The sequence below is a fragment of the Streptomyces sp. NPDC005576 genome (assembly GCF_042871745.1).
In the GTDB taxonomy this organism is placed as follows: Bacteria; Actinomycetota; Actinomycetes; order Streptomycetales; family Streptomycetaceae; genus Streptomyces.
The window spans coordinates 1-17,797 of sequence record NZ_JBIAJC010000034.1 but is presented as its reverse complement, the minus strand read 5'-3'; the positions used below and the strand labels follow the sequence as shown (position 1 = coordinate 17,797).

Here is a 17,797-nt window from a genome sequence, read left to right as displayed (position 1 = left end):
GAGAACGACGGAAACCCCAGCTCACACACGCTCTGAGCTGGGGTTTCTCGGTAGGCCGTGTGGGACTCGAACCCACAACCAACGGATTAAAAGTCTGCCGTCTGCTCCATGGGTCTCGTGTGATCCCGTTGTCCTTGATCGGCCCCGTAGGCTCCCGCGCTGGTCAGGGCCAGTACGCGCGTCTCTCCCGCTTTCGCCCATGCGGCTTCGTGTGGTCTCGTACGGTGTCGTTGGGTGGCGTTGGGGCCAGCAGGGGGCCAGCAGGAAGGCCCCGCCACCTGGGGTGACGGGGCCTTCCTCTGTTCCTCAACAAGCTTACTCCGCCAGCGACTTCACCGGGTTGCTCTCGGCCTTCTTCCTGGCGCGCGGCACCACGGCCGCCGCGCGCTCGGTCAGCTCCTCCTGGTAGTCCTGGAACAGCTCCATGTACGTGTCGCTCGTAAGCACGATCGTGGAGTGCCGCAGCTTCACCTTCGCGTCGTGAAGGTCGCCGCCGCCGGCCTTCACCAGGGCCGCTGCCCCGTGGCGCAGGTCCCGCAGGTTGATGGGCGGAAGGTCGGTCGTCGCCAGGATCTCCCGGAACCCGTCGGAGAACTCCTCCGGGTGCACCCACGAGCCGTCCTCCGTGGTGAACACCTTGCCGGTGGAGTGCCACACCTTGCCCGCCGACAGCCTGGCGTCTCGCTCGGCCTCCTGGCGGGCCCTGTGCTCCCGCAGCACTTCGACGGTCCCCCGGTCGATGTGCACCGTGCCCGCTGACCCCGCCGTCTTCGGCTCGGTCTCCACGGGGGTCCAGCCGTCGACCACCAGCTCCTTCGCAACGGTCACCGTGGCGAGGTCGAGCTGTACGTTCTCCCAGTCCTGGCCCGCCCCCTCGCCCCGACGGAACCCGTGGTGCGCAACGAGGTGGTAGAACGCGTAGAACCGGTGTCCCTCGGCTGCGTCCAGGAACTGGCCAAGCTGCGCCGGGGTCCAGACCATGACCGGGGACGGCTTCTGACCCGTCTCCCGCCACCGCGCCTCTCGCTCCTCGGTCCAGAGGAGTCCCTTGGGCCTGGCCGCGGGCGCCAGCTCCACGTGCTTCGCCGCGTTGAACTCGGTCAGCTGCTTCTTGATCGCGTAGTTCAGCACGATCCTCAGCGTGCGCCGGATGCTCTGCACGGTGGCAGGCCCGGTCACGCGGCGGAACGGGGGCATCGCCGCCAGTCTCGCGCGCTCCTGTGCCAGGCGGGCCCGCTCTGCCTCTGGTGGTCGGCCACCGCCCGGCCACGTCGCACGGGCCACCTGCTCACGGCGGGCTGCATTCTCCGCGCGGATCACGTCGGCCCGATCTGCGAGAGCGTCGAAGAACTGCTGCGCCTGGCCGACGCCGAACCGGTCGACCCGGTAGTGCCCGATCGCGGGGTCCAGGTGGAAGCGAACGTGGGACCGGTACCCGTTCGTCGTCGTGTTGCGGGTCTTCTTCGAGTCGAGCCAGGAGTCGAACAGCTGGCTCATGGTCGACTTGCCTTCGAGGTCTACTCCGACGCCGAGGCGGCGTCTCACCTCGGCGGGGTCCGGGATGTCCTTACGGTCCCGCATCACGCCTTGGAGGAGGTCGCCGACGCGGCGTGCACCCTCCTCGTCGTCTTCGTCTGGGAGGTCGAGGATCGAGCGGAGCTTGTCGAGGTCGCCCTGGGCGTCCTTGACCGTGGCGTACCCGGTCCGCCGAAAGGGCCGGCGTTTCCCCTCGGCGTCGAGCGGTAGTTCCTGGCGGACGAAGTAGGCACCGTGGTTCTTGCGGGCCAGCTTCGGGCAGGCCGCGCTCAACAGGCGGCCGTCAGCCCCTCGGCACTCGCATCGCTTGCTGACGCTACCCGCGCGACGGGACGTGGCCACGGCTTACTCCTTCTGCTGCTGTCCGAGGATGCCGCACGCGGTGAGGGCGTCGTACATCTCGTGCAGTTCGACGAGTACTTCAGGAGTAATTTTGCCCTCCCGTACAACCATGACCACGCCCGTGAGCGTCTGAATCGCTACAACGTGCCGCCCGGTGGGGACATCCGCGCTCACCGCGTACCTCACGGCCCCCGTGCTCGCCGCCTTCGTCGATGCGTCCATCGCTCGGCCCCCGTTCGCTCAACTGTTCGATTCCTGGAGCGTACAACTCCGCTTTATGTGCGCTCCGTCACGTGCGGACATCATGTCACTACAAAGCGTTGGTGCCTACACCCTTTCGGGGGGTTTCACACTCTGCTACGCCAAGGCCAACGGCATATTCACTCACCTGGTGGCGCGAACGCGTCGATCAGGCGTAGCAGCTGCTCCCGCTGGTCCGCCGTCAATTTACTGGCCCGCCGGACGAGAGCGGATGCCTCGCCGCTCTCTGCCCACACCCGTTCGATGCCGAAGAACTGAGCGCTGGCCGCGTCTTGGAGCTTCCCCAAGGGCAGACCGGTTGCGGCCCCGAGCGCCCGCAACTGCGGAAGGCGGGGTGGAATCACCCGCTCGCCGGTCTCCAGTCGGTGCGTCCACCCGCTCTTCACCTGGGCGCCCGTCACCGGGTCGATACTGCGCGCCTGGAATTCGTTCAGGCTCAGCCCCAGCTCCGCCCTCCGCCCGCGGATCAGGTCTGCGAACTCCGTCGTCTCGACGTCGGTGTTCGCCCCGTTTTCGATCATGACACTCATCCTGTCGCTCCAGTGCGTGGCTGTTCAGGGTGATCACTCGCGTACAGCCCCATCTCACCATGTCGCAACCGGGGGCCATCGTGCGACCTGAACGGATTGTTCAGGCAATGACACGGATGCGCTAGGGCGCAAGGAGGGCGCAGGGCCGTGCGGCGCGCCTGATTTTCAACTATCTGGACAGTTCGTTCAGGTCATGCAATGCTCGGTGCGTTCAGAAAAATGAACGGCACACTCAGCGAGGTGAACATGAGCGAGGCACCCATGTGCCGCATCTATGACCGTGAGCTCCTGGCACGGCTGATGAGGCGGACCGGAACGGGGGCGCGGCTCACGACCCGCGACCTCGCCAAGGTCGCCGCTGTCCCCCACGGCACCGTCGGCGGCCTGCTCTCCGGGGCGACGCGGTTCATCACCCGGGAAAAGGCGCAGCGGATCGCCACCGCGATCGGTGTGGACCTGATGGTCCTGTTCGTTCCGTGCGAGCGCGCCGGCCGCGTCTTCATCGACGCCAAGGCGCAGCGCCAGGCGGTGACGGCATGAGCGCCAAGACCGCCGCAGCACTGACCGAGAACGAGGTTCTCGCGCTCCCCGCCATGACCACCGCCGAGCAGGCATTCGCGGCCCTCGGTATCGGCCGGGACCTCGGCTACCGGCTCATCAAGGAGGACGAATTCCCCGTGCCCGTCGTACCGCTCGGCCGCACGTACCGAGTCCGGCGGCGCGACCTCCTGGCCTTCCTCGGCCTAGAAAACAGCGATGCCGCCAGGGGTGGAGCCCTGACGGCATCGAGCGAACGCACCACAGATACAGCCGCGAAGCAGATCGGAAGCGCTCGATGACCACTGTACGAGAGGGCACTGACAGCCCGCAGGAGTACGCCGCTAAGCCGGTGTGCCAGTGACCCAGCCCATGACCGCCGCAACGACTGGGGTGCCCACCGCCCCCGGCCGTCCGGCCCAGGCCCAGCGCGTCATGGCCTGCCTCTTCATCGACTTCGGCAACAACCGCGGCCCCGAAGAGACGCACCGCCCGCCCCGCGCCCGCTACGAGTGCGTCCGCTGCAACTACCGCAGCGAGGTCGTGAACGGCCCCGCCGCTGTCGCCGCCTTCACCGCCACCGCTGCCGACACCCACCGGGCCGCCTGCCCTGCACGCCAGGAGAACCACCAGTGACTGATGCGCAGACTCCCGACATGCGGGCCGCCGCCCGCGAGCTGCACGACGCCGGGCTGTGCGTGCTCCCCATCAAGGCCGACGGCACCAAGGCCCCGGCCGTCCGCTCCTGGACCCCGTACAAGGTGACCCGCTCCACCCCGGCTGAGCACGACGCGTGGTTCCCCGCGGGCAGCACCGCGGGCATCGCCGTCGTCTATGGCGCGGTGTCTGGTGGCGTCGAGATGATCGAGTTCGAGGGCTCCGCCATCGAGGAGGGTCTCCTCGACGACGTCACCGAGATCATGATGGGCTCGGGGCTGGGCGAGGAATGGCAGGCGATCCTCACCGGGTGGGCCAGCGAGTCTCCGTCCGGCGGCCGGCACTTCCGTGTCCGCCCCGACGGCGCGCCGGTACCCGGCAACACCAAGTTGGCGTCGCGGCTCGCCCGTCCGGAGGAGTACACCCCGGAGGAGAAGCAGCGCCTGGCGGAGAAGCCGACCGCCCGCATCGTGCGCGTCCAGATCGAGACACGCGGCGAGGGCGGGTACGGGCTGGTCGAGCCGAGCTCCGGCACCGTGCACGCCACCGGCCGCCCCTACCGTCAGGTCGAGGGCGGGCCCGGCACCATTCCCACCATCGCCGCTGACGTCCTGGACGCTATCCGCGAGGTGTGCCGAATGGTCGACACACTGCCGAAGGCCGAGACTCCGAAGGCGACGCTGCGGCCCATGCCGCCCCTGCCCGACGGTGGGCTCCGTCCCGGCGAAGACTACGAGCGCAAGGTCGAGTGGGAAGAGATCCTTCACGGCGTCTTCCGACCGGTCATCACCCGGGGCCACACCACGTACTGGGGGTGGGCGGACGGGCAGGCCGGCATCAAGGCCACCACCGGCCGGGCAGACTCCGACCGGCTGTACGTCTTCACCACCAGCAGCGACTTCCAGGCCGAGGTGCCCTACTCGAAGTTCGGTGCCTACGCCCAGCTGCACCACGGCGGCAACCACAAGGCTGCAGCAGCCGAGCTCCGACGCCAGGGCTTCGGGTCCGAACCTGCTCGCCGACGTCTGGCGCCCGCCCCGGCGCCGGCCGGACCGTTCAGCGACGGCTCGGCCGCTCTCGACCCGGGCGCCTCGCCCGAGGAGCACAGCGAGCACACGCCGCCCGATTTGCAGGTCGTCCCGACCGCCCGCCCGACTCTCGACATCACCATCGAGGCGGACGCCATCGACGGGGTGCTCGACCTCATGCGGACCGGGCAGCTGCCCGACCTCTACAAGCGCAGCGGCGGCCCGTGCTGGGTTCACCAGGACGACAGCGGGTCCCCCGAGGTGAAGACCCTGGGCACGGACAACTTGCGCGCCTACCTCGCGGACCAGCTGAGCAGCTACACCGTGCGCGTCGACCCGAAGACCGAGATGGAGCGGGAGGAGCGGGAGCTCCTCATGCCGAAGACGTGCGGCACGATCCTCGGCCGGAAGGACTGGCCGCTCCCCCCGCTCCGAGGCATTGTCACCTCCCCCGTGGTGCGGCCCGATGGGTCCCTGCTCCAGGCGCCCGGCTACGACGCGGCGACGGGTCTGTACCTCCACCCTCGTGTCGCGCTCCGGCGCCTGCGGGCCGAGGTCACCGCGGACTCGCTCGCCAGGGCCAAGGACATCGTGCTGCACCAGATGCTGGCCGACTTCCCGTGGGAGAAGCCCGCCCACCGGGCCCACTTCCTCGGCGCGCTGCTGACCCCAATCCTGCGCCCGTACTTCCACGGGCCGACCCCGATGGTGATCGTGTCGTCCACCTCGGCCGGGTCCGGTAAGACCCTGCTGAAAGACATCTTCAAGTACGCCTACGGCAGCTCGGATACGCCGTGGCCGGAGAACGACACCGAGCTGCGGAAGTCGATCACCACCCAGCTCTACACCACCGGGCAGCCGGTCATCGTCCTCGACAACCTGCCCAACGGCTACACGATCAAGAGCCCGGTGCTGTCCGCGCTGCTGACCACAGAGACATGGGGCGACCGGGTCCTCGGCGCCAGCTCGGCCGTCAGCATGCCGAACGACCGGCTGTGGATCCTCACCGGAAACGGGCTGCAGACCGGCGGGGACAACGGGCGCCGCGCCCTCTGGGTCCGCCTCAACCCGAACGTCCCCGACCCTGACCAGCGCGACGGGTTCAAGGTCGGCGACCTCCGGCCCTGGCTTCGGGCGAACGCCTCCACGGTCGTCGCCGCCCTGGTGACCATGGTCCGGGCGTGGGTGGCCGCCGGAGCACCCACCGTCCGTACCCGCATGGGCGACTACTCCGAGTGGGCCAGCATGCTGGCCGGCCTCCTCGGTTTCCTCGGCGTCCCCGGGTGGCTGACTGACCGGGCCGACGCCATGCGGCAGGACAGCGAGACCGCCGAGTGGGCCGCCTTCCTCATCGCCTGGCGTGAGCGGTTCGGCGACGAGATCATCACGGCGGGTGCGGCAGGCAGCACCCTGGCCGAGCACGCGCCGCGCCACCCGAAGACGGGCGAGCTGCCCAGCGCGAACGTTTTGGGCGGATGGCTCAAGGCCCGGGACGGCCGCTTTTTCGGCGACCTCCGGATCATCCGCGTGTGGGACTCGCACCGCTGCTCAAACCGTTGGCGCGTCGAGGCGCACGAGCGCCCCGGGGCCGAGCAGTGACGACCCCACGCGATGCAGGGACCGCAGGGACCTTGCAGGGACCCGTGCAGGGAGCTGACCGGCTCCCTGCACGGCCCCTGACCTGCGCCCCCGCCGGGAGGCAGGGAGTTGCCGGGGCCCGGCCCCACTCCCCTTACACCGTGCGCATCACACACACATCGCACACCACACATACCTCTGCGTGTGATGCGAAGTTCTCCAGCTCCCTCACTGCGCAGACCTATGAGTTCCTCCCTGCAAGTCCCTGCGTCCCTGCAAAACCACAGGCCAGAGCGCCACACCGGCGCTCCGCAAGTCCCTGCACCACTTCCTGCGGCTCCCTGCAGTCCCTGCAAAGCCCCAGCACTCACAACGAGGTGACCCGAGTGAACGCCTTCACCCCGCGCCCGTACCAGACCGCCGCTATCCAGGCCCTCACCGCCGGATGGGCTGGACCGACCAACCGCCTGGCGATCGTCTTGCCGACCGGCGCCGGCAAGACCGTCGTGTTCGCCAATCTCATCGAGCAGATGCGTGCCCAGCTCGGACGCAAGCGGGCGCTGGTCATCGCGCACCGCGAAGAGCTCATCGAGCAGGCCGCCGCGAAGATCCGCGCCGTCTGCCCGGACCTCAAGGTCGGCATCGTCAAGGCCGAGCGCAACCACCACCGCTTCGTGGACGTCGTCGTGGCCTCCGTGCAGACCCTGGCCGTGGCCCGCCGCCGGGAGGCCATCCAGGACATCGGCATGGTCATCGTCGACGAGTGCCACCACGCGGCCGCCGCCACGTACCGCCAGGTGCTCGCTCACTTCGGCGCGTGGAGCGGTGTCCCGGTCGCCGGGTTCACCGCGACCATGACCCGCACCGACGGTGGTCTCGCCGAAGTCTGGCAGGACGTCGTCTACACCCTCGACATCCTCGACATGATCAGCGACGGCTACCTGTGCGACGTCCGCGGGAAGCGCGTCACCGTGGCCGGCCTCGACCTCGACAAGGTGAAGACCCGCAACGGCGACCTCGCCGACGGGCAGCTGGGCCAAGCGCTCGACGACTCCGGCGCCGCCGCCACCATCGCGGCCGCGTACACCCAGCACGCCGCCGACCGGCCCGGCGTCGTCTTCACCCCGACCGTGGCCACCGCCCAGTCGATGGCCACCGCGTTCACCGACGCCGGGGTGACGGCCGCCGCGATCTGGGGCGACATGCCGCGCGAGCAGCGCGCCCAGGAGCTGGCCCGGTACAAGAGCGGCGCCGTGCAGGTGCTCACGAACTGCATGGTGCTCACCGAGGGGTTCGACGCCCCGTGGACGTCCTGCGTAGTCATCGCCCGCCCGACCAAGTCGCCCGGTCTCTACTGCCAGATGGTCGGCCGCGGCCTCCGCCTCCACGAAGGCAAGCGCGACGCCCTGGTCCTCGACGTCATGGGTGCCTCGACCCGCCACAAGCTCGCGTCGATCGTCGACCTGACCGCGCAGGAGATCGGCGAGGTGCCGGAGGACAGGCCGCTGCGCGAGGTCGCCGAGGAGCACCGGGCGGAAGAGGCCCGGCGGCTGGTCGTGCAGCAGCTGCACATGGAGGAGTTCAGCCTCTTCGGCCAGTCCGCCACGCAGTGGCTGCGGACCGAGGCCGGCACCTGGTTCATCCCTCTCCGCCAGGACCTGTTTCTCTTTCTCGTCCGCGACCTGGGCGGCCGGACCTACCGCGTCCGCCGCTGGGACGCCAACGGCGGTGTACGCGCGCCGAGCCCGGACCCTGCCATGCCTCTTCCAGAGGCCATGCAGTGGGCTGAGCGCGCCGGCCGGGCGCTCGCCCCGGCGCACTTCGTCGCGAAGCACGCCGCGTGGCGGAAGCGGCCCGCCACCTCTCGGCAGATCGGTTACTGCCGGGCCCGCAGCATCCCCGTCCCGATCGGGGCAACAGCTGGCGAGGTCGGCGACCTCCAGGCCATCCACCGGGTGAGCAGCGTGCTCGCCCTCGTGGTCGGCGTGCCCGTAGCTGCATGAAGGCCGGGCCTGTCGTTACCAGGCCCGGCCTCCCCACCCATCACACCACGGAGGAAGGCATGACCAAGACCATCACCGCCGCCGAGATTGCCGAGCAGGCGATCTGCGCCCAGACCGACCCGGAGCTGTTCTTCCCCGAGCGCGGGGAGAGCGGCCGCGCGGCAAAGCAGATCTGCGCCGGCTGCCCGGTGCGCCGCCCCTGCCTCGCCGAGGCGCTCGCCGCCGAGGGCAACGCATGCGCCGACAACCGCCACGGCGTCCTCGGCGGACACACCCCGCGCGAGCGGGCCCAGATCGCCAAGAGCTGGAGGACAGCGGCGTGACGACCGCCCTCGACCGGGCCCGCCGGGTCCTCGACCTGCCGCCCGTCCCGGCGATCCCCGGGCAGATGACCGCGCCGCACGGCCTGCGGATCGGCTCCGTCTGCTCCGGCTACCGGGGCCTCGACGCCGCCGTGGAGACGGTGCTCGGCGGGACGACCGCCTGGGTGTCGGACATCGACCCCGGGTCGAACGGGGCCGGCCGCCCGCCCAGCATCCCACCGACACCCCACGTCCACCGTCCCGGCCACCCGGCCGACACACCACCCCGGAGACACCCGATGACCACTGACCTGACCATCACCGAGACCGTGACCGTGACCGTGAACTGCTTCGACGTCGAGCTGGACAACGGCGAGGATCTGCGCGGCCTCGACACCGGCTGCTACCTCGAACTGGCCGAGCCCGTCGCCGGGATGACCCCCGGCACGTGGCAGGTCGTGGCCTGGCAGGGCGACGACCTGGACGCGGCGGTGATGCGCCCGGTGTCCGCCACCGAGGTGCTGGAACTGCGCCAGGACGCGTCCGAGGCGCTCGCCGCCGTGTTCGCCCCCGCCCCGTCCGAGGAGACCCGCTGATGCCCACCTTCGCCACCGAGACGGTCACCTCCACCACCCGCCGGTGGATCGTCCCCGCGGCCGAACCCATCGGCGCCTACGTCGGCGACATCACCGCCGCGCTCCGCGCCGCCGCCGTCACCTACCGGGAGGTGCACGGGATGCCCGCGGACGAGCTGCTCGCCGACGACTCGCTCACCGTGCACGCCCAGGACGACCAGATCGTCATCGGTTTCACCACCGAGGAGCCAACCCGATGACCACGACGCCCGACCGTATTCCGCTCGACGACCTCACCAGCGACCAGCTCGACACGCTGTACGCCCGGATCGACACGCTGGAGGCGGTCTGCGAGAGCAACAAGCGTGCCTACGTCGGTGCGGTGCGGGCCGTGTGGGCCGCAGAGGCCGCAGCGAAGCGTCTCCGCGCTGCTTGGACGGCCGCCCGCCGCCGCGCCGCCCTGTACCTGACGAGCAACCAGAACCTCGCCGCCAGCCTCGGCAACCAGCACGCCGGATACCTCCAGCTGGCCGAGCAGTACCGCGCCGCCGAGGCCCAACTCGACACCGTGTACCGCGAGCGCGCCCACCTGGTCGCGCACCTTGCCGCGATCCACCCGTCGCACATCGGCCCCACCGACCCGGGCGCCCCCGAGTACGCGGTCGTCACCGTGGAGACCCCGGCCGGGCAGATGACGTGGCACATCGCCGAACGGGACCTCGACCTCTTCGCGCATGTCCGGGCCACCCTCGCCACCGACCCGGTGTGGGACGGGCACACCACGGACGAGAAGTACGAGCAGCTCCGCGACCTCACTGAGGTCGAGGCGAACCTCCCGCCCACCACCTGACCCGCCGGCCGGGACGTGTCGCCCGCACCGTCCCGGCCGGCGCCCAACACCAGACCTGTCCCACCGCACGAACCGGAGCCTGCCGTGACCGTCACCGTGATTCCCTGCCCGCTGTGCGACCGCCCGACTGACGGTCAGATCTGCGCCCTGTGCACCAAGGGGCTCCACGTCCGCCTGGAGGCGTTGCCCGAGCTGTACGCGGCGCTGGCGCCCTGCCTCGCCCCGGGCAGCGCTCCTGCGGGGCTGGGACGGGGCAGCACCCCGGTGTACGCGCCGATGCCCGTGCGCGAGGAGGTCCTCGACCTTCGCGGACCCGGGGGGATGGTCGGTGTCCTGGAGGACTGGCTGGACGCCGTACGGCGCGACCGGGGCATCGACGTCGACCCACACCGCGGGGGGACGGAGTCACGTCTCGCCGGGGCGGTCGGCGGGCTGATCGCCAACCTCCCGTGGATCGCCGGGTGCTGGCCGCAGGCGTCCGAGCTGGCGACCGAGGTACGGGACCTGGTGCGCGACGTCCGGGGCGTCCTCTTCCCGGTGGAGCGCGGCATCCGCCTCGGGACGTGCCCGAGCGCGGGCACCAGCGGCGAGACCTGCGGGGCGGTGCTCCGCTACCGCGCGGGCGAGCAGATCGTCACCTGCCGGTGGTGCAGCGCCACCTACCCGCCGGCCACGTGGGCCGGGCTGAAGCAGCGGATCGACGAGGGGGTGGCAGCTCACGTGGTGTAGAAGCTTGCCATAGGACACCCCATCCTAGTAGGCTGATGGGGTGCCAGCAACCAACTGGCGCGAGCGCGTTGAAACCGAGTCTCGGCGACAGCGCGAATTGCGAGACGAGATGGTGGCCAGCGCCCGAAGGCGAGCGGAAGCGTTCGCGGAAGGAGTGGTCATCCTCGGCTCCAAGTCGGCTGTCGCCCGAGAAATCGGGATCGACGTCCGCGCCGTACGAAGAGCGATCAACGAGTACGGACCGGCGACTGCACCGCCGCCCGCGCTCGCCAAACAACCGAACAGAGACAAGTAGACCCCCCAGCGACTGGCGACTGCACCGCCAAGCTGAGGGGCTGCTACCCGGGGTGCCGACCGTGCTTCAACACGGCCGACCACCTACCGCTCACCTTGAGACACCAAGGAGACGGCTATGGCTCATCGTGCCATGCCCGCTGCCGCGCGCAGCAGCCTGCCCGACCGGCGTGTGATCGCTGTCGGCACCATCCGCCGTACCGTCGGCCGCACGGTCAGCACCGTGCGCACCGCCGACGGTGTCACCGGCACCATCACCCGCCGCTGCCCCGTTTGCCGCTGCCCCTTCGAGGAGTGCACCTGCACCGGCGGTGCCCAGTGAGCATCGACGCCTTCAACACCGAGCTCCACCACCTCCTCGACGCGCCGACCCGCCCGCAGCAGATCCTCACCGCCGTGGCGTCCGCGCTCCTCTCCGAGGACCCGCACCAGCCCCTCACCCTCGACGCCCTCAACGACTACCTCCGGGGCGCCAGCCTCGTCATCACCGACCAGCTGCCCGACGTCGTCGCCACCCAGGTCATCGAGACCGCCGCCCGCGCCCTCCCGTCCATCCACGACGGTGAGACCCCGGACGCCTACGCGCTCCGCCTCCGCGACGTCGCCAGGGGGCTGCGATGAGCGACAAGCCCTACGAGCCGCTCCACGCCCCGGAGCTCGAGGGCAGCATCGGCGGGCCCCGCCTCGACGCCGCGCTCTGTCTCGCCCGTGCCAGCCTCGCCCAGCACGCCACCGCCAACGTCTACGACGACCGTGCGATGCTCCGGGCCGCCATCCAGCTGGAGGCCCGCCTCCGCGACCTCGTCGCCGCCCTCGACCAGCAGGCCGGCCGCGACCCGCTCGCGGGCATCGACCCGAACCTCCTCGACTGGCACCAGGGCGCCCTCGCCGGCGACAGCGTCGTCTGCGCCTTCCCGCAGCCCGGACGCCCCGACTACCCGTGCATCTGGAACCGGGCCTACCACCCCGAGCACCGCGACGTCCTCGGCAACACCTGGCCCGCCCGGGGCGGTGACGACCGATGAAGCGCCCCGCTCCCGGCTCTGGGCCGCGCCTCGCCAAGGCGGTCGTGTCCGTGGCCGCGCTCGCCACGACCGGCTGGTCCCTGTACGCGGTCGCCCGCCACTACGAAGCGCCCAAGCCGATCGCGGTCGGTATCTTCGCCGTCTTCGACGGGATCGCCTACGCCGCGCTGCACCTCGCGTCCGAGGCGTCCGCCGCCGGCCGCTCGGCTTTCGGGGCGCGGCTCACCGCGTTCGGCATGGCCGGGGTGTCGGTCTACCTCAACCGGTTCCACGCGGACCTGATCCACGGCGGCCTACCTGCCGCGCTGCTCTTCGCCATCCCGACCATCGGCCTGCTGCTGCTCTCCGAGCTGTCCTGGGCTGGCCCCCGGGCCGCCGCACGGGCCGAGCGCGGCGCCGAGCAGCCGTACCGGCTCCCCGCGTTCGGCGGCTGGGCCTGGGCCCTGGCCCCCCACCTTGCTGGGAAGACCGTCCGGTCCCGCGCCATCGCGCACATCATGAGCGAACCCGAGCCCCCGGCGCCGGCCGCTCCGGAACCGCCTGCCCGGCACTCGGCAACCGAGGTGCTGCGGCGCCGCTTCGCCGAGATGGACCCGGCGGACGCGATCCGTGTCGCACATGATGCGCAGCCTGATATGCCTCCCGCCGATCTGGCTTCTCTTCTCGTCACCTACGGGGTGATCGTGGACGCGGTACAGGTCGCCCTGGTCCTCCACGACCAGCCCGAGCGCATCACCGTCGACCGAGATGACACGGATGACACGGACGGTGATACGCCCCCTGATACGGGTGATACGCCCCAGGTCAGCCCGCCTGCGCTCACCAAGAAGCAGGCCGTCCTCGACGCGCTCACCGCGCTTGGACCCGAGGGCTTCACCCCCAAGGACGTCGTCGACCGTGTCAGGCGTATCAACCGCCTCGACGTGAAGCCCGACTACGTCAGGACCGTCCGGCACCGGGCCCAGAAGGATCAGCAGGCCGACGGCGGCGACCGCCCGATGGAAGGCGGATACGCATGATCGAGCCCCGACACATCCCGCCGCCGCCCAACTACCCGCCCACCTACGTACCGCCCCCCGCCCCCTACCAGCCCGCCCCGGCCCCCGAGACGGGTGGCACCAAACCGGGATGGCTCACCGGCATCCGCCCCGTGTGGAACCTGACCGCGATCGCCGCCGCCCTCGCACCCGTCTACGACGGCTACAGCCTCGTCACCGGCGCCGGCACCTTCCTCAGCGACATGGTCAACACCGGTCACCCCAGTGGTGCCTGGACCGTCGACATCGCCGTCCTCGCCACCACCGCCTACCTCAACCACACCCGCGACGGCTGGCTCTACCGAGTCCTCCTCTTCGCCGTCGCCCTCGGAACCGTCCTCACCCTGCCCTGGCTCAACGCCGTCCTCCGCCTCATGACTGGAGCATCCACGTGAACACCACCCTCACCGTCGGCGGACTGGCCGTCGGCCTCAGCGTCCTCGCCTGGTACCTCATCCGCTGGTGGAACGCCCAGAAGGCCGTCAAGACCGGCAAGGACTGGAAGTCGCTCACCCCCCTCGCCTCCGGCATCACCCTCGGCATCCTCGCCGCGTCCTGCGGTGGTGGGCTCCTCGGCACCCTCGCCGGATGGGTCCGCAAGATGAGCAACGCCGCCGGAGACAAGGTCGTCGGCGGAGCCACCGGCACCGGCACCCAGGGCCTCGGCGCGGCCGGTGTCCCCGCGCTCACCGGGGGTGGCGCGCTCCTCACCGTCGTCTCGTTCGTCGTCCTGGTCGCCCTCTGGAAGAAGATCAAGGACACGTCCCGCAAGCCGCTCGCCCTCGGCAGCGTCGCCGGAGTCACCCTCGGCATGTCGCCCGGCATTGCTGGAACCGTCGCCCTCGCGCTCATCCCGCTCGTCAACAGCGCCGGTGACAGCATCCTGGGAACCATCTGATGGCCGCCGGACTCCGCAACGGGCCGCTCGTCCGCCGCACCGCCCGAGGCAGCCGCATCAACACCGCCCGCATCAAGGGCTGGACCACCGAGGTCGGGACCACGCAGTCGACCGCCTGCCGCGTCAGCGTCCTGTGCGCCGGGGGCTACGTCCTCGTCACCATGGTCAGCAACGGCCACGGCGTCCTCTGGTGGATCTGCGGGATCTGGACGCTCGCCTCGTTCCGCGCCGGCCTCCGCGCCGAGCGCCAGGACGCCGCCGACGCCACGTTCCTCCAGCTCGTCCGCGACCTGATCGGCGACCACAACGGCGTCCACCTCGCCCGCATCGTGACCGCCCTCAACGCCCCCCTCGACAAGGACACCACCCCCTGGGAGTTCGACACGCTGCGCGTCGAGCTGGACCGCCTCACGGTCCCCGTGCGGGACTCCCTCAAGGTCGAGGGCGATGTGTCCCCGGGCATCCATCTGGACGACCTCACGAGTGTGTGCGACCTACAGGTAACCCCTCCCCCGGGGGAGGGGAGCCCCTCTCGGAAGGGCAAAGCCGCAGGTAACTACCGGACTACCCCCACCGTGACCGTCAGCGCGAACGGGGCCCAGATCACCGTCACACCGCCCAGGAAGGAGACCGCGGCATGACGTACTGCGAGACCTGCGGCTGGTGGACCAAGCCCCACTGCGGTCACTGACCCCCACACCGAGGCCCCGGTCGCCACCACGGCGACCGGGGCCTCCTGAGTGCAAGGGCACCCCAAGCTTCCCGCTACCGGGAGGCTTCGCCGAGGTCCTTGCGCGGCGGCGCCCGCTACTCGGGGCAGCGCTCCGGCTGGCCGGGCACCGTGGAGTGACGGACGTCCTTCAGCTCCTCACCCGGACGGGGAGCCGAGTAGCTGATCAGGCGACCGCAACGCGGACAAGGGTTACCGGTGATACGGGACATGGACACACCCTTCGTAGGAACCGCTTCCACCCCCTAGGTAACCCAGGCGCCGCCCCACAGCATGGGACCCCAAGAATCCTTAGTGCGTCGCCACCCACCCTGCACGGCCATAACGACCGCGCAGGCCCACGGTGGCCCCCGTCGACCTGGTGCGGCGGGAAGCCGCACCAGCCTGGTCCGCACAATGTGCGTACCAGCCCGGCACACTGGTCACATGGAGTACCTGCTGCCACCCCTCGGCACCCTCACCACGTCGATGGCCGCCATGTCCGCCGACGTCGCCCCCGCCACCATCCGCGACTGGCGGCGCCGCGGCATCCTCACCCCCTGCGGCGGCAGCCCCAAGCGCCCCCTCTACCGCGTCGCAGACGTCCACGCCGCCCGCAACGCCGCCAAGCCGACACGCAACAACCAGCGCAGCGCCAAGGCCGCTTGACCTGCGGCAAAACATGCGCCACGATTTGGGCACCACACGCATGCCCGAACACCCCAGGCCCACCCACCCGGTGGGCCTTCGTCGTCTCCGGAGGCTCCCGTGGCTGGCCGTGCCGACCTCACCAGCTACGACTACCGCAAGGGCCGGGCCGCGTTCCTCGCCGACAACGACGTCTGCCACCTGTGCGGTCACCCCGGCGCCGACGTCATCGACCACGTCCGGCCCGTCGCCGCAGGCGCCGACCCGCGCGACCGAGACAACTGGGCGCCCGCGCACGGCGTGCATCGCTGCCCCACCTGCGGCCGGAACTGCAACGGGGAGAAGGGCGCCGCCTCCCACGCCCCGCGCCTCAACACCTCGCGCGACTGGTACGCCTGAGGGGAGCAAATCGACGTGCGAAACAGGCCATTTGCCCTGGTCAAACGCACGAAATCGCACACTGATTTGGGAAAACTTCGCTCAGATCCGGTCCGGTTTTTTTGAAAGATCATCTTCCCAGCCCCGCGCCCAGCTTTTATTTTTCTCTCCCCGGGCCGATGGCCACGGGGTGATCATGAACGCGGGCCGCTGACCTGCACCGATCCCCTGGAGGCGAGATGGCGAAGGCGCCAGCCGGCCCGGTCGAGGAGGCGGTGCGGTCCGACGTCGAGCAGCTCGGCGACCTGGTCCGCATCGAGCCCTCCCTCGCGGAGATGGCGTACACCCTGGCCCGCGAGATCGACGCCGGCGGTGGGGAGGACGGCAAGCTCCTGCCGCAGCTGAACCGCGAGCTGCGGCAGACGCTCGCGCAGCTGCTGGAGGGGCGGGCGACGGATGACGACGACGACCTCGGAGACCTGGGCTCCCCCGACTGAGTTCGCCGCCGACCTGGAAGAGCGGTACGGGCTGACGTGCCCGCCGCGCTGGGGGACGCCGCGCCACCCGGACCGGCCGTCGCTGGGCCCGAAGCTGTGGAAGGTGATGGAGCGCCTCGGCGCCCCGCCGATGCCGTGGCAGAAGTACGTGTCCGACGTCGCCCTGGAACTCGACCCGGCTACCGGGGCGTTCGCGCACCGCGAGGTCGGGCTGTCGGTGTCCCGGCAGCAGGGCAAGACGGAGCTGATGCTGGGACTCCAGGTTCACCGGGCGTTGGCGTGGCCGCAGCAGAACATCATCTACGCGGCGCAGGACCGGAACATGGCGCGGCAGCGCTGGGAGGACGAGTTCTGGGAGAAGATCTCCAGCTCCTCGTTGGCCACCCGGGCCCGCATCCGGAAGTCGAACGGCAACGAGAAGATCCTGTGGCCGGCCACCCGGTCGCGCATGGGGATCACGGCCAACACCGAGTCGGCCGGGCACGGGCCGCCCCTCGATCTCGGCATCATCGACGAGGCGTTCGCCCACGTCGATGACCGGCTGGAGCAGGCGTTTAGCCCGGCCATGCTGACCCGGGCCATGGCCCAGCTCTTGTGGGCGTCGGCCGGCGGCACGACGAAGTCGGTGTGGCTGAACAAGAAGCGGGCGAACGGGCGGGCACTCATCGAGGAGCTGTTCGCAATGCTGGCCGAGAACCCAGCTGCGGCCCGGCCGCGCGCCGCGTACTTCGAGTGGTTCGCCCCGGAGGACATGGACCGGGCGGACCCGGCGACGTGGCGGGCGACGCTGCCCGCGCTGGGGCACACGGTCACCGAGGCGATCATCGCGGCCGAGCTGGAGAAGCTCGACCCGGCGGAGTTCGACCGGGCCTTCCTCAACCGGACGCGGAAGCCGACTCCGCCCGTCGACCCGAATGTGCCGAAGACTGCGTGGCCGGGACTCGCGGATGCGGACTCCTCGCCGGGCGGTGACGTGGCGCTGGCGGTCGACGTGTCGGCGGACCGGGCGCACGCGTCGATCGGTGTCGCGTCGCGGCGGCCGGACGGCCAGGTCCACATCGAGCTGGTGGACCGGCGGGCCGGGACGGCGTGGGTGGTGCCCGCGCTTGTCCGGCTGAAGGCGGCACGCGACCCGCTGCTGGTGGCCATCGCGAGCAGCGGCGCCCCGGCCGGGTCGCTGATCGACGACCTGGTGAAGGCGGGCATCACCGCGCCGGAGGACAAGGACGCTCCGCACCGCGGGCACCTGGCGGTGCTGCGTACCAACGACATCGTCGAAGCGTGCGGACAGATGGCCGACGCGATGACGCAGGACGCGGTACGCCACCGCGAGCAGGCGCCGCTGACCGCCGCGGTGAACGGGGCCCGGACCCGCCGGGTCGG

24 protein-coding genes are annotated in these 17,797 nt (G+C 70.6%); 22 read left to right on the top strand and 2 right to left on the bottom strand.

The genetic code is table 11. The features are described 5' to 3' along the window. Window positions 1–315: 315 nt before the first annotated feature. On the bottom strand, window positions 316–1,878 hold the full coding sequence (gene xerC, locus ACFYPN_RS33050; protein WP_388640608.1) for a tyrosine recombinase XerC: 1,563 nt from the start codon (window positions 1,876–1,878) through the stop codon (window positions 316–318). Window positions 1,879–2,258: 380 nt separating this feature from the next. After that, window positions 2,259–2,660, bottom strand: a complete 402-nt coding sequence (locus tag ACFYPN_RS33045) for an XRE family transcriptional regulator (RefSeq protein WP_389303527.1) — start codon at window positions 2,658–2,660, stop codon at window positions 2,259–2,261. 228 nt (window positions 2,661–2,888) lie between these two features. On the opposite strand from ACFYPN_RS33045, the gene ACFYPN_RS33040 reads away from it, so the two are divergent. From ACFYPN_RS33040 to ACFYPN_RS32935, 22 genes are all read left to right on the top strand, one after another. Next, window positions 2,889–3,209, top strand: coding sequence for a hypothetical protein (locus ACFYPN_RS33040; RefSeq protein WP_388640599.1), 321 nt, complete (start codon window positions 2,889–2,891; stop codon window positions 3,207–3,209). Beyond that, a complete protein-coding gene (locus ACFYPN_RS33035; RefSeq protein WP_388640596.1) occupies window positions 3,206–3,508 on the top strand; it encodes a helix-turn-helix transcriptional regulator in 303 nt (100 codons plus the stop codon). Before ACFYPN_RS33040 ends, ACFYPN_RS33035 begins: the two co-directional genes overlap by 4 nt. A gap of 70 nt (window positions 3,509–3,578) precedes the next feature. Beyond that, window positions 3,579–3,842 (top strand): hypothetical protein, encoded by a 264-nt coding sequence (locus ACFYPN_RS33030; RefSeq protein WP_388640594.1) that lies wholly within the window; start codon window positions 3,579–3,581, stop codon window positions 3,840–3,842. After that, on the top strand, window positions 3,839–6,490 hold the full coding sequence (locus ACFYPN_RS33025; protein ID WP_388640591.1) for a bifunctional DNA primase/polymerase: 2,652 nt from the start codon (window positions 3,839–3,841) through the stop codon (window positions 6,488–6,490). The genes ACFYPN_RS33030 and ACFYPN_RS33025 overlap by 4 nt, the downstream gene beginning before the upstream one ends. A gap of 365 nt (window positions 6,491–6,855) precedes the next feature. Then, the gene (locus ACFYPN_RS33020; protein WP_388640588.1) at window positions 6,856–8,472 is read left to right on the top strand and encodes a DEAD/DEAH box helicase; all 1,617 of its coding nucleotides are present in this window, start codon (window positions 6,856–6,858) and stop codon (window positions 8,470–8,472) included. 59 nt (window positions 8,473–8,531) lie between these two features. Next, entirely contained in the window at window positions 8,532–8,795 is a 264-nt protein-coding gene (locus ACFYPN_RS33015; RefSeq protein WP_388640586.1) for a WhiB family transcriptional regulator, read from the top strand. Then, entirely contained in the window at window positions 8,792–9,370 is a 579-nt protein-coding gene (locus ACFYPN_RS33010; RefSeq protein ID WP_388640583.1) for a hypothetical protein, read from the top strand. The genes ACFYPN_RS33015 and ACFYPN_RS33010 overlap by 4 nt, the downstream gene beginning before the upstream one ends. Continuing rightward, window positions 9,370–9,609 carry a hypothetical protein gene (locus ACFYPN_RS33005; RefSeq protein WP_388640581.1) on the top strand — a complete coding sequence of 80 codons (240 nt, stop codon included), beginning with the start codon at window positions 9,370–9,372 and terminating at the stop codon, window positions 9,607–9,609. Before ACFYPN_RS33010 ends, ACFYPN_RS33005 begins: the two co-directional genes overlap by 1 nt. Next, window positions 9,606–10,199, top strand: a complete 594-nt coding sequence (locus ACFYPN_RS33000; protein WP_388640578.1) for a hypothetical protein — start codon at window positions 9,606–9,608, stop codon at window positions 10,197–10,199. Before ACFYPN_RS33005 ends, ACFYPN_RS33000 begins: the two co-directional genes overlap by 4 nt. Window positions 10,200–10,283: 84 nt before the next feature. Then, window positions 10,284–10,928, top strand: a complete 645-nt coding sequence (locus tag ACFYPN_RS32995) for a hypothetical protein (protein WP_388640576.1) — start codon at window positions 10,284–10,286, stop codon at window positions 10,926–10,928. A gap of 40 nt (window positions 10,929–10,968) precedes the next feature. Then, entirely contained in the window at window positions 10,969–11,223 is a 255-nt protein-coding gene (locus ACFYPN_RS32990) for a hypothetical protein (RefSeq protein ID WP_388640574.1), read from the top strand. Window positions 11,224–11,340: 117 nt separating this feature from the next. Next, complete coding sequence (locus ACFYPN_RS32985; protein WP_388640571.1) at window positions 11,341–11,544, top strand: hypothetical protein; 204 nt, start codon at window positions 11,341–11,343, stop codon at window positions 11,542–11,544. After that, window positions 11,541–11,843, top strand: a complete 303-nt coding sequence (locus ACFYPN_RS32980; protein ID WP_388640568.1) for a hypothetical protein — start codon at window positions 11,541–11,543, stop codon at window positions 11,841–11,843. Before ACFYPN_RS32985 ends, ACFYPN_RS32980 begins: the two co-directional genes overlap by 4 nt. Beyond that, on the top strand, window positions 11,840–12,247 hold the full coding sequence (locus ACFYPN_RS32975; RefSeq protein ID WP_388640566.1) for a hypothetical protein: 408 nt from the start codon (window positions 11,840–11,842) through the stop codon (window positions 12,245–12,247). The genes ACFYPN_RS32980 and ACFYPN_RS32975 overlap by 4 nt, the downstream gene beginning before the upstream one ends. After that, window positions 12,244–13,266, top strand: a complete 1,023-nt coding sequence (locus ACFYPN_RS32970) for a hypothetical protein (RefSeq protein ID WP_388640564.1) — start codon at window positions 12,244–12,246, stop codon at window positions 13,264–13,266. The genes ACFYPN_RS32975 and ACFYPN_RS32970 overlap by 4 nt, the downstream gene beginning before the upstream one ends. Beyond that, window positions 13,263–13,679 carry a hypothetical protein gene (locus ACFYPN_RS32965; RefSeq protein ID WP_388640561.1) on the top strand — a complete coding sequence of 139 codons (417 nt, stop codon included), beginning with the start codon at window positions 13,263–13,265 and terminating at the stop codon, window positions 13,677–13,679. Before ACFYPN_RS32970 ends, ACFYPN_RS32965 begins: the two co-directional genes overlap by 4 nt. Next, window positions 13,676–14,182 (top strand): hypothetical protein, encoded by a 507-nt coding sequence (locus tag ACFYPN_RS32960; protein ID WP_388640559.1) that lies wholly within the window; start codon window positions 13,676–13,678, stop codon window positions 14,180–14,182. The genes ACFYPN_RS32965 and ACFYPN_RS32960 overlap by 4 nt, the downstream gene beginning before the upstream one ends. Further along, window positions 14,182–14,823, top strand: coding sequence for a hypothetical protein (locus tag ACFYPN_RS32955; RefSeq protein ID WP_388640556.1), 642 nt, complete (start codon window positions 14,182–14,184; stop codon window positions 14,821–14,823). The genes ACFYPN_RS32960 and ACFYPN_RS32955 overlap by 1 nt, the downstream gene beginning before the upstream one ends. Before the next feature lie 515 nt (window positions 14,824–15,338). Beyond that, window positions 15,339–15,560 (top strand): hypothetical protein, encoded by a 222-nt coding sequence (locus ACFYPN_RS32950; RefSeq protein ID WP_388640554.1) that lies wholly within the window; start codon window positions 15,339–15,341, stop codon window positions 15,558–15,560. A gap of 99 nt (window positions 15,561–15,659) precedes the next feature. Beyond that, the gene (locus ACFYPN_RS32945) at window positions 15,660–15,938 is read left to right on the top strand and encodes an HNH endonuclease (protein WP_388640552.1); all 279 of its coding nucleotides are present in this window, start codon (window positions 15,660–15,662) and stop codon (window positions 15,936–15,938) included. Between the two features lie 218 nt (window positions 15,939–16,156). Beyond that, window positions 16,157–16,414 (top strand): hypothetical protein, encoded by a 258-nt coding sequence (locus ACFYPN_RS32940; protein WP_388640550.1) that lies wholly within the window; start codon window positions 16,157–16,159, stop codon window positions 16,412–16,414. Beyond that, window positions 16,374–17,797 (top strand): terminase large subunit domain-containing protein (locus ACFYPN_RS32935; protein WP_389303515.1); only part of this gene is annotated, 1,424 nt, incomplete at its 3' end. The genes ACFYPN_RS32940 and ACFYPN_RS32935, both read left to right, overlap by 41 nt.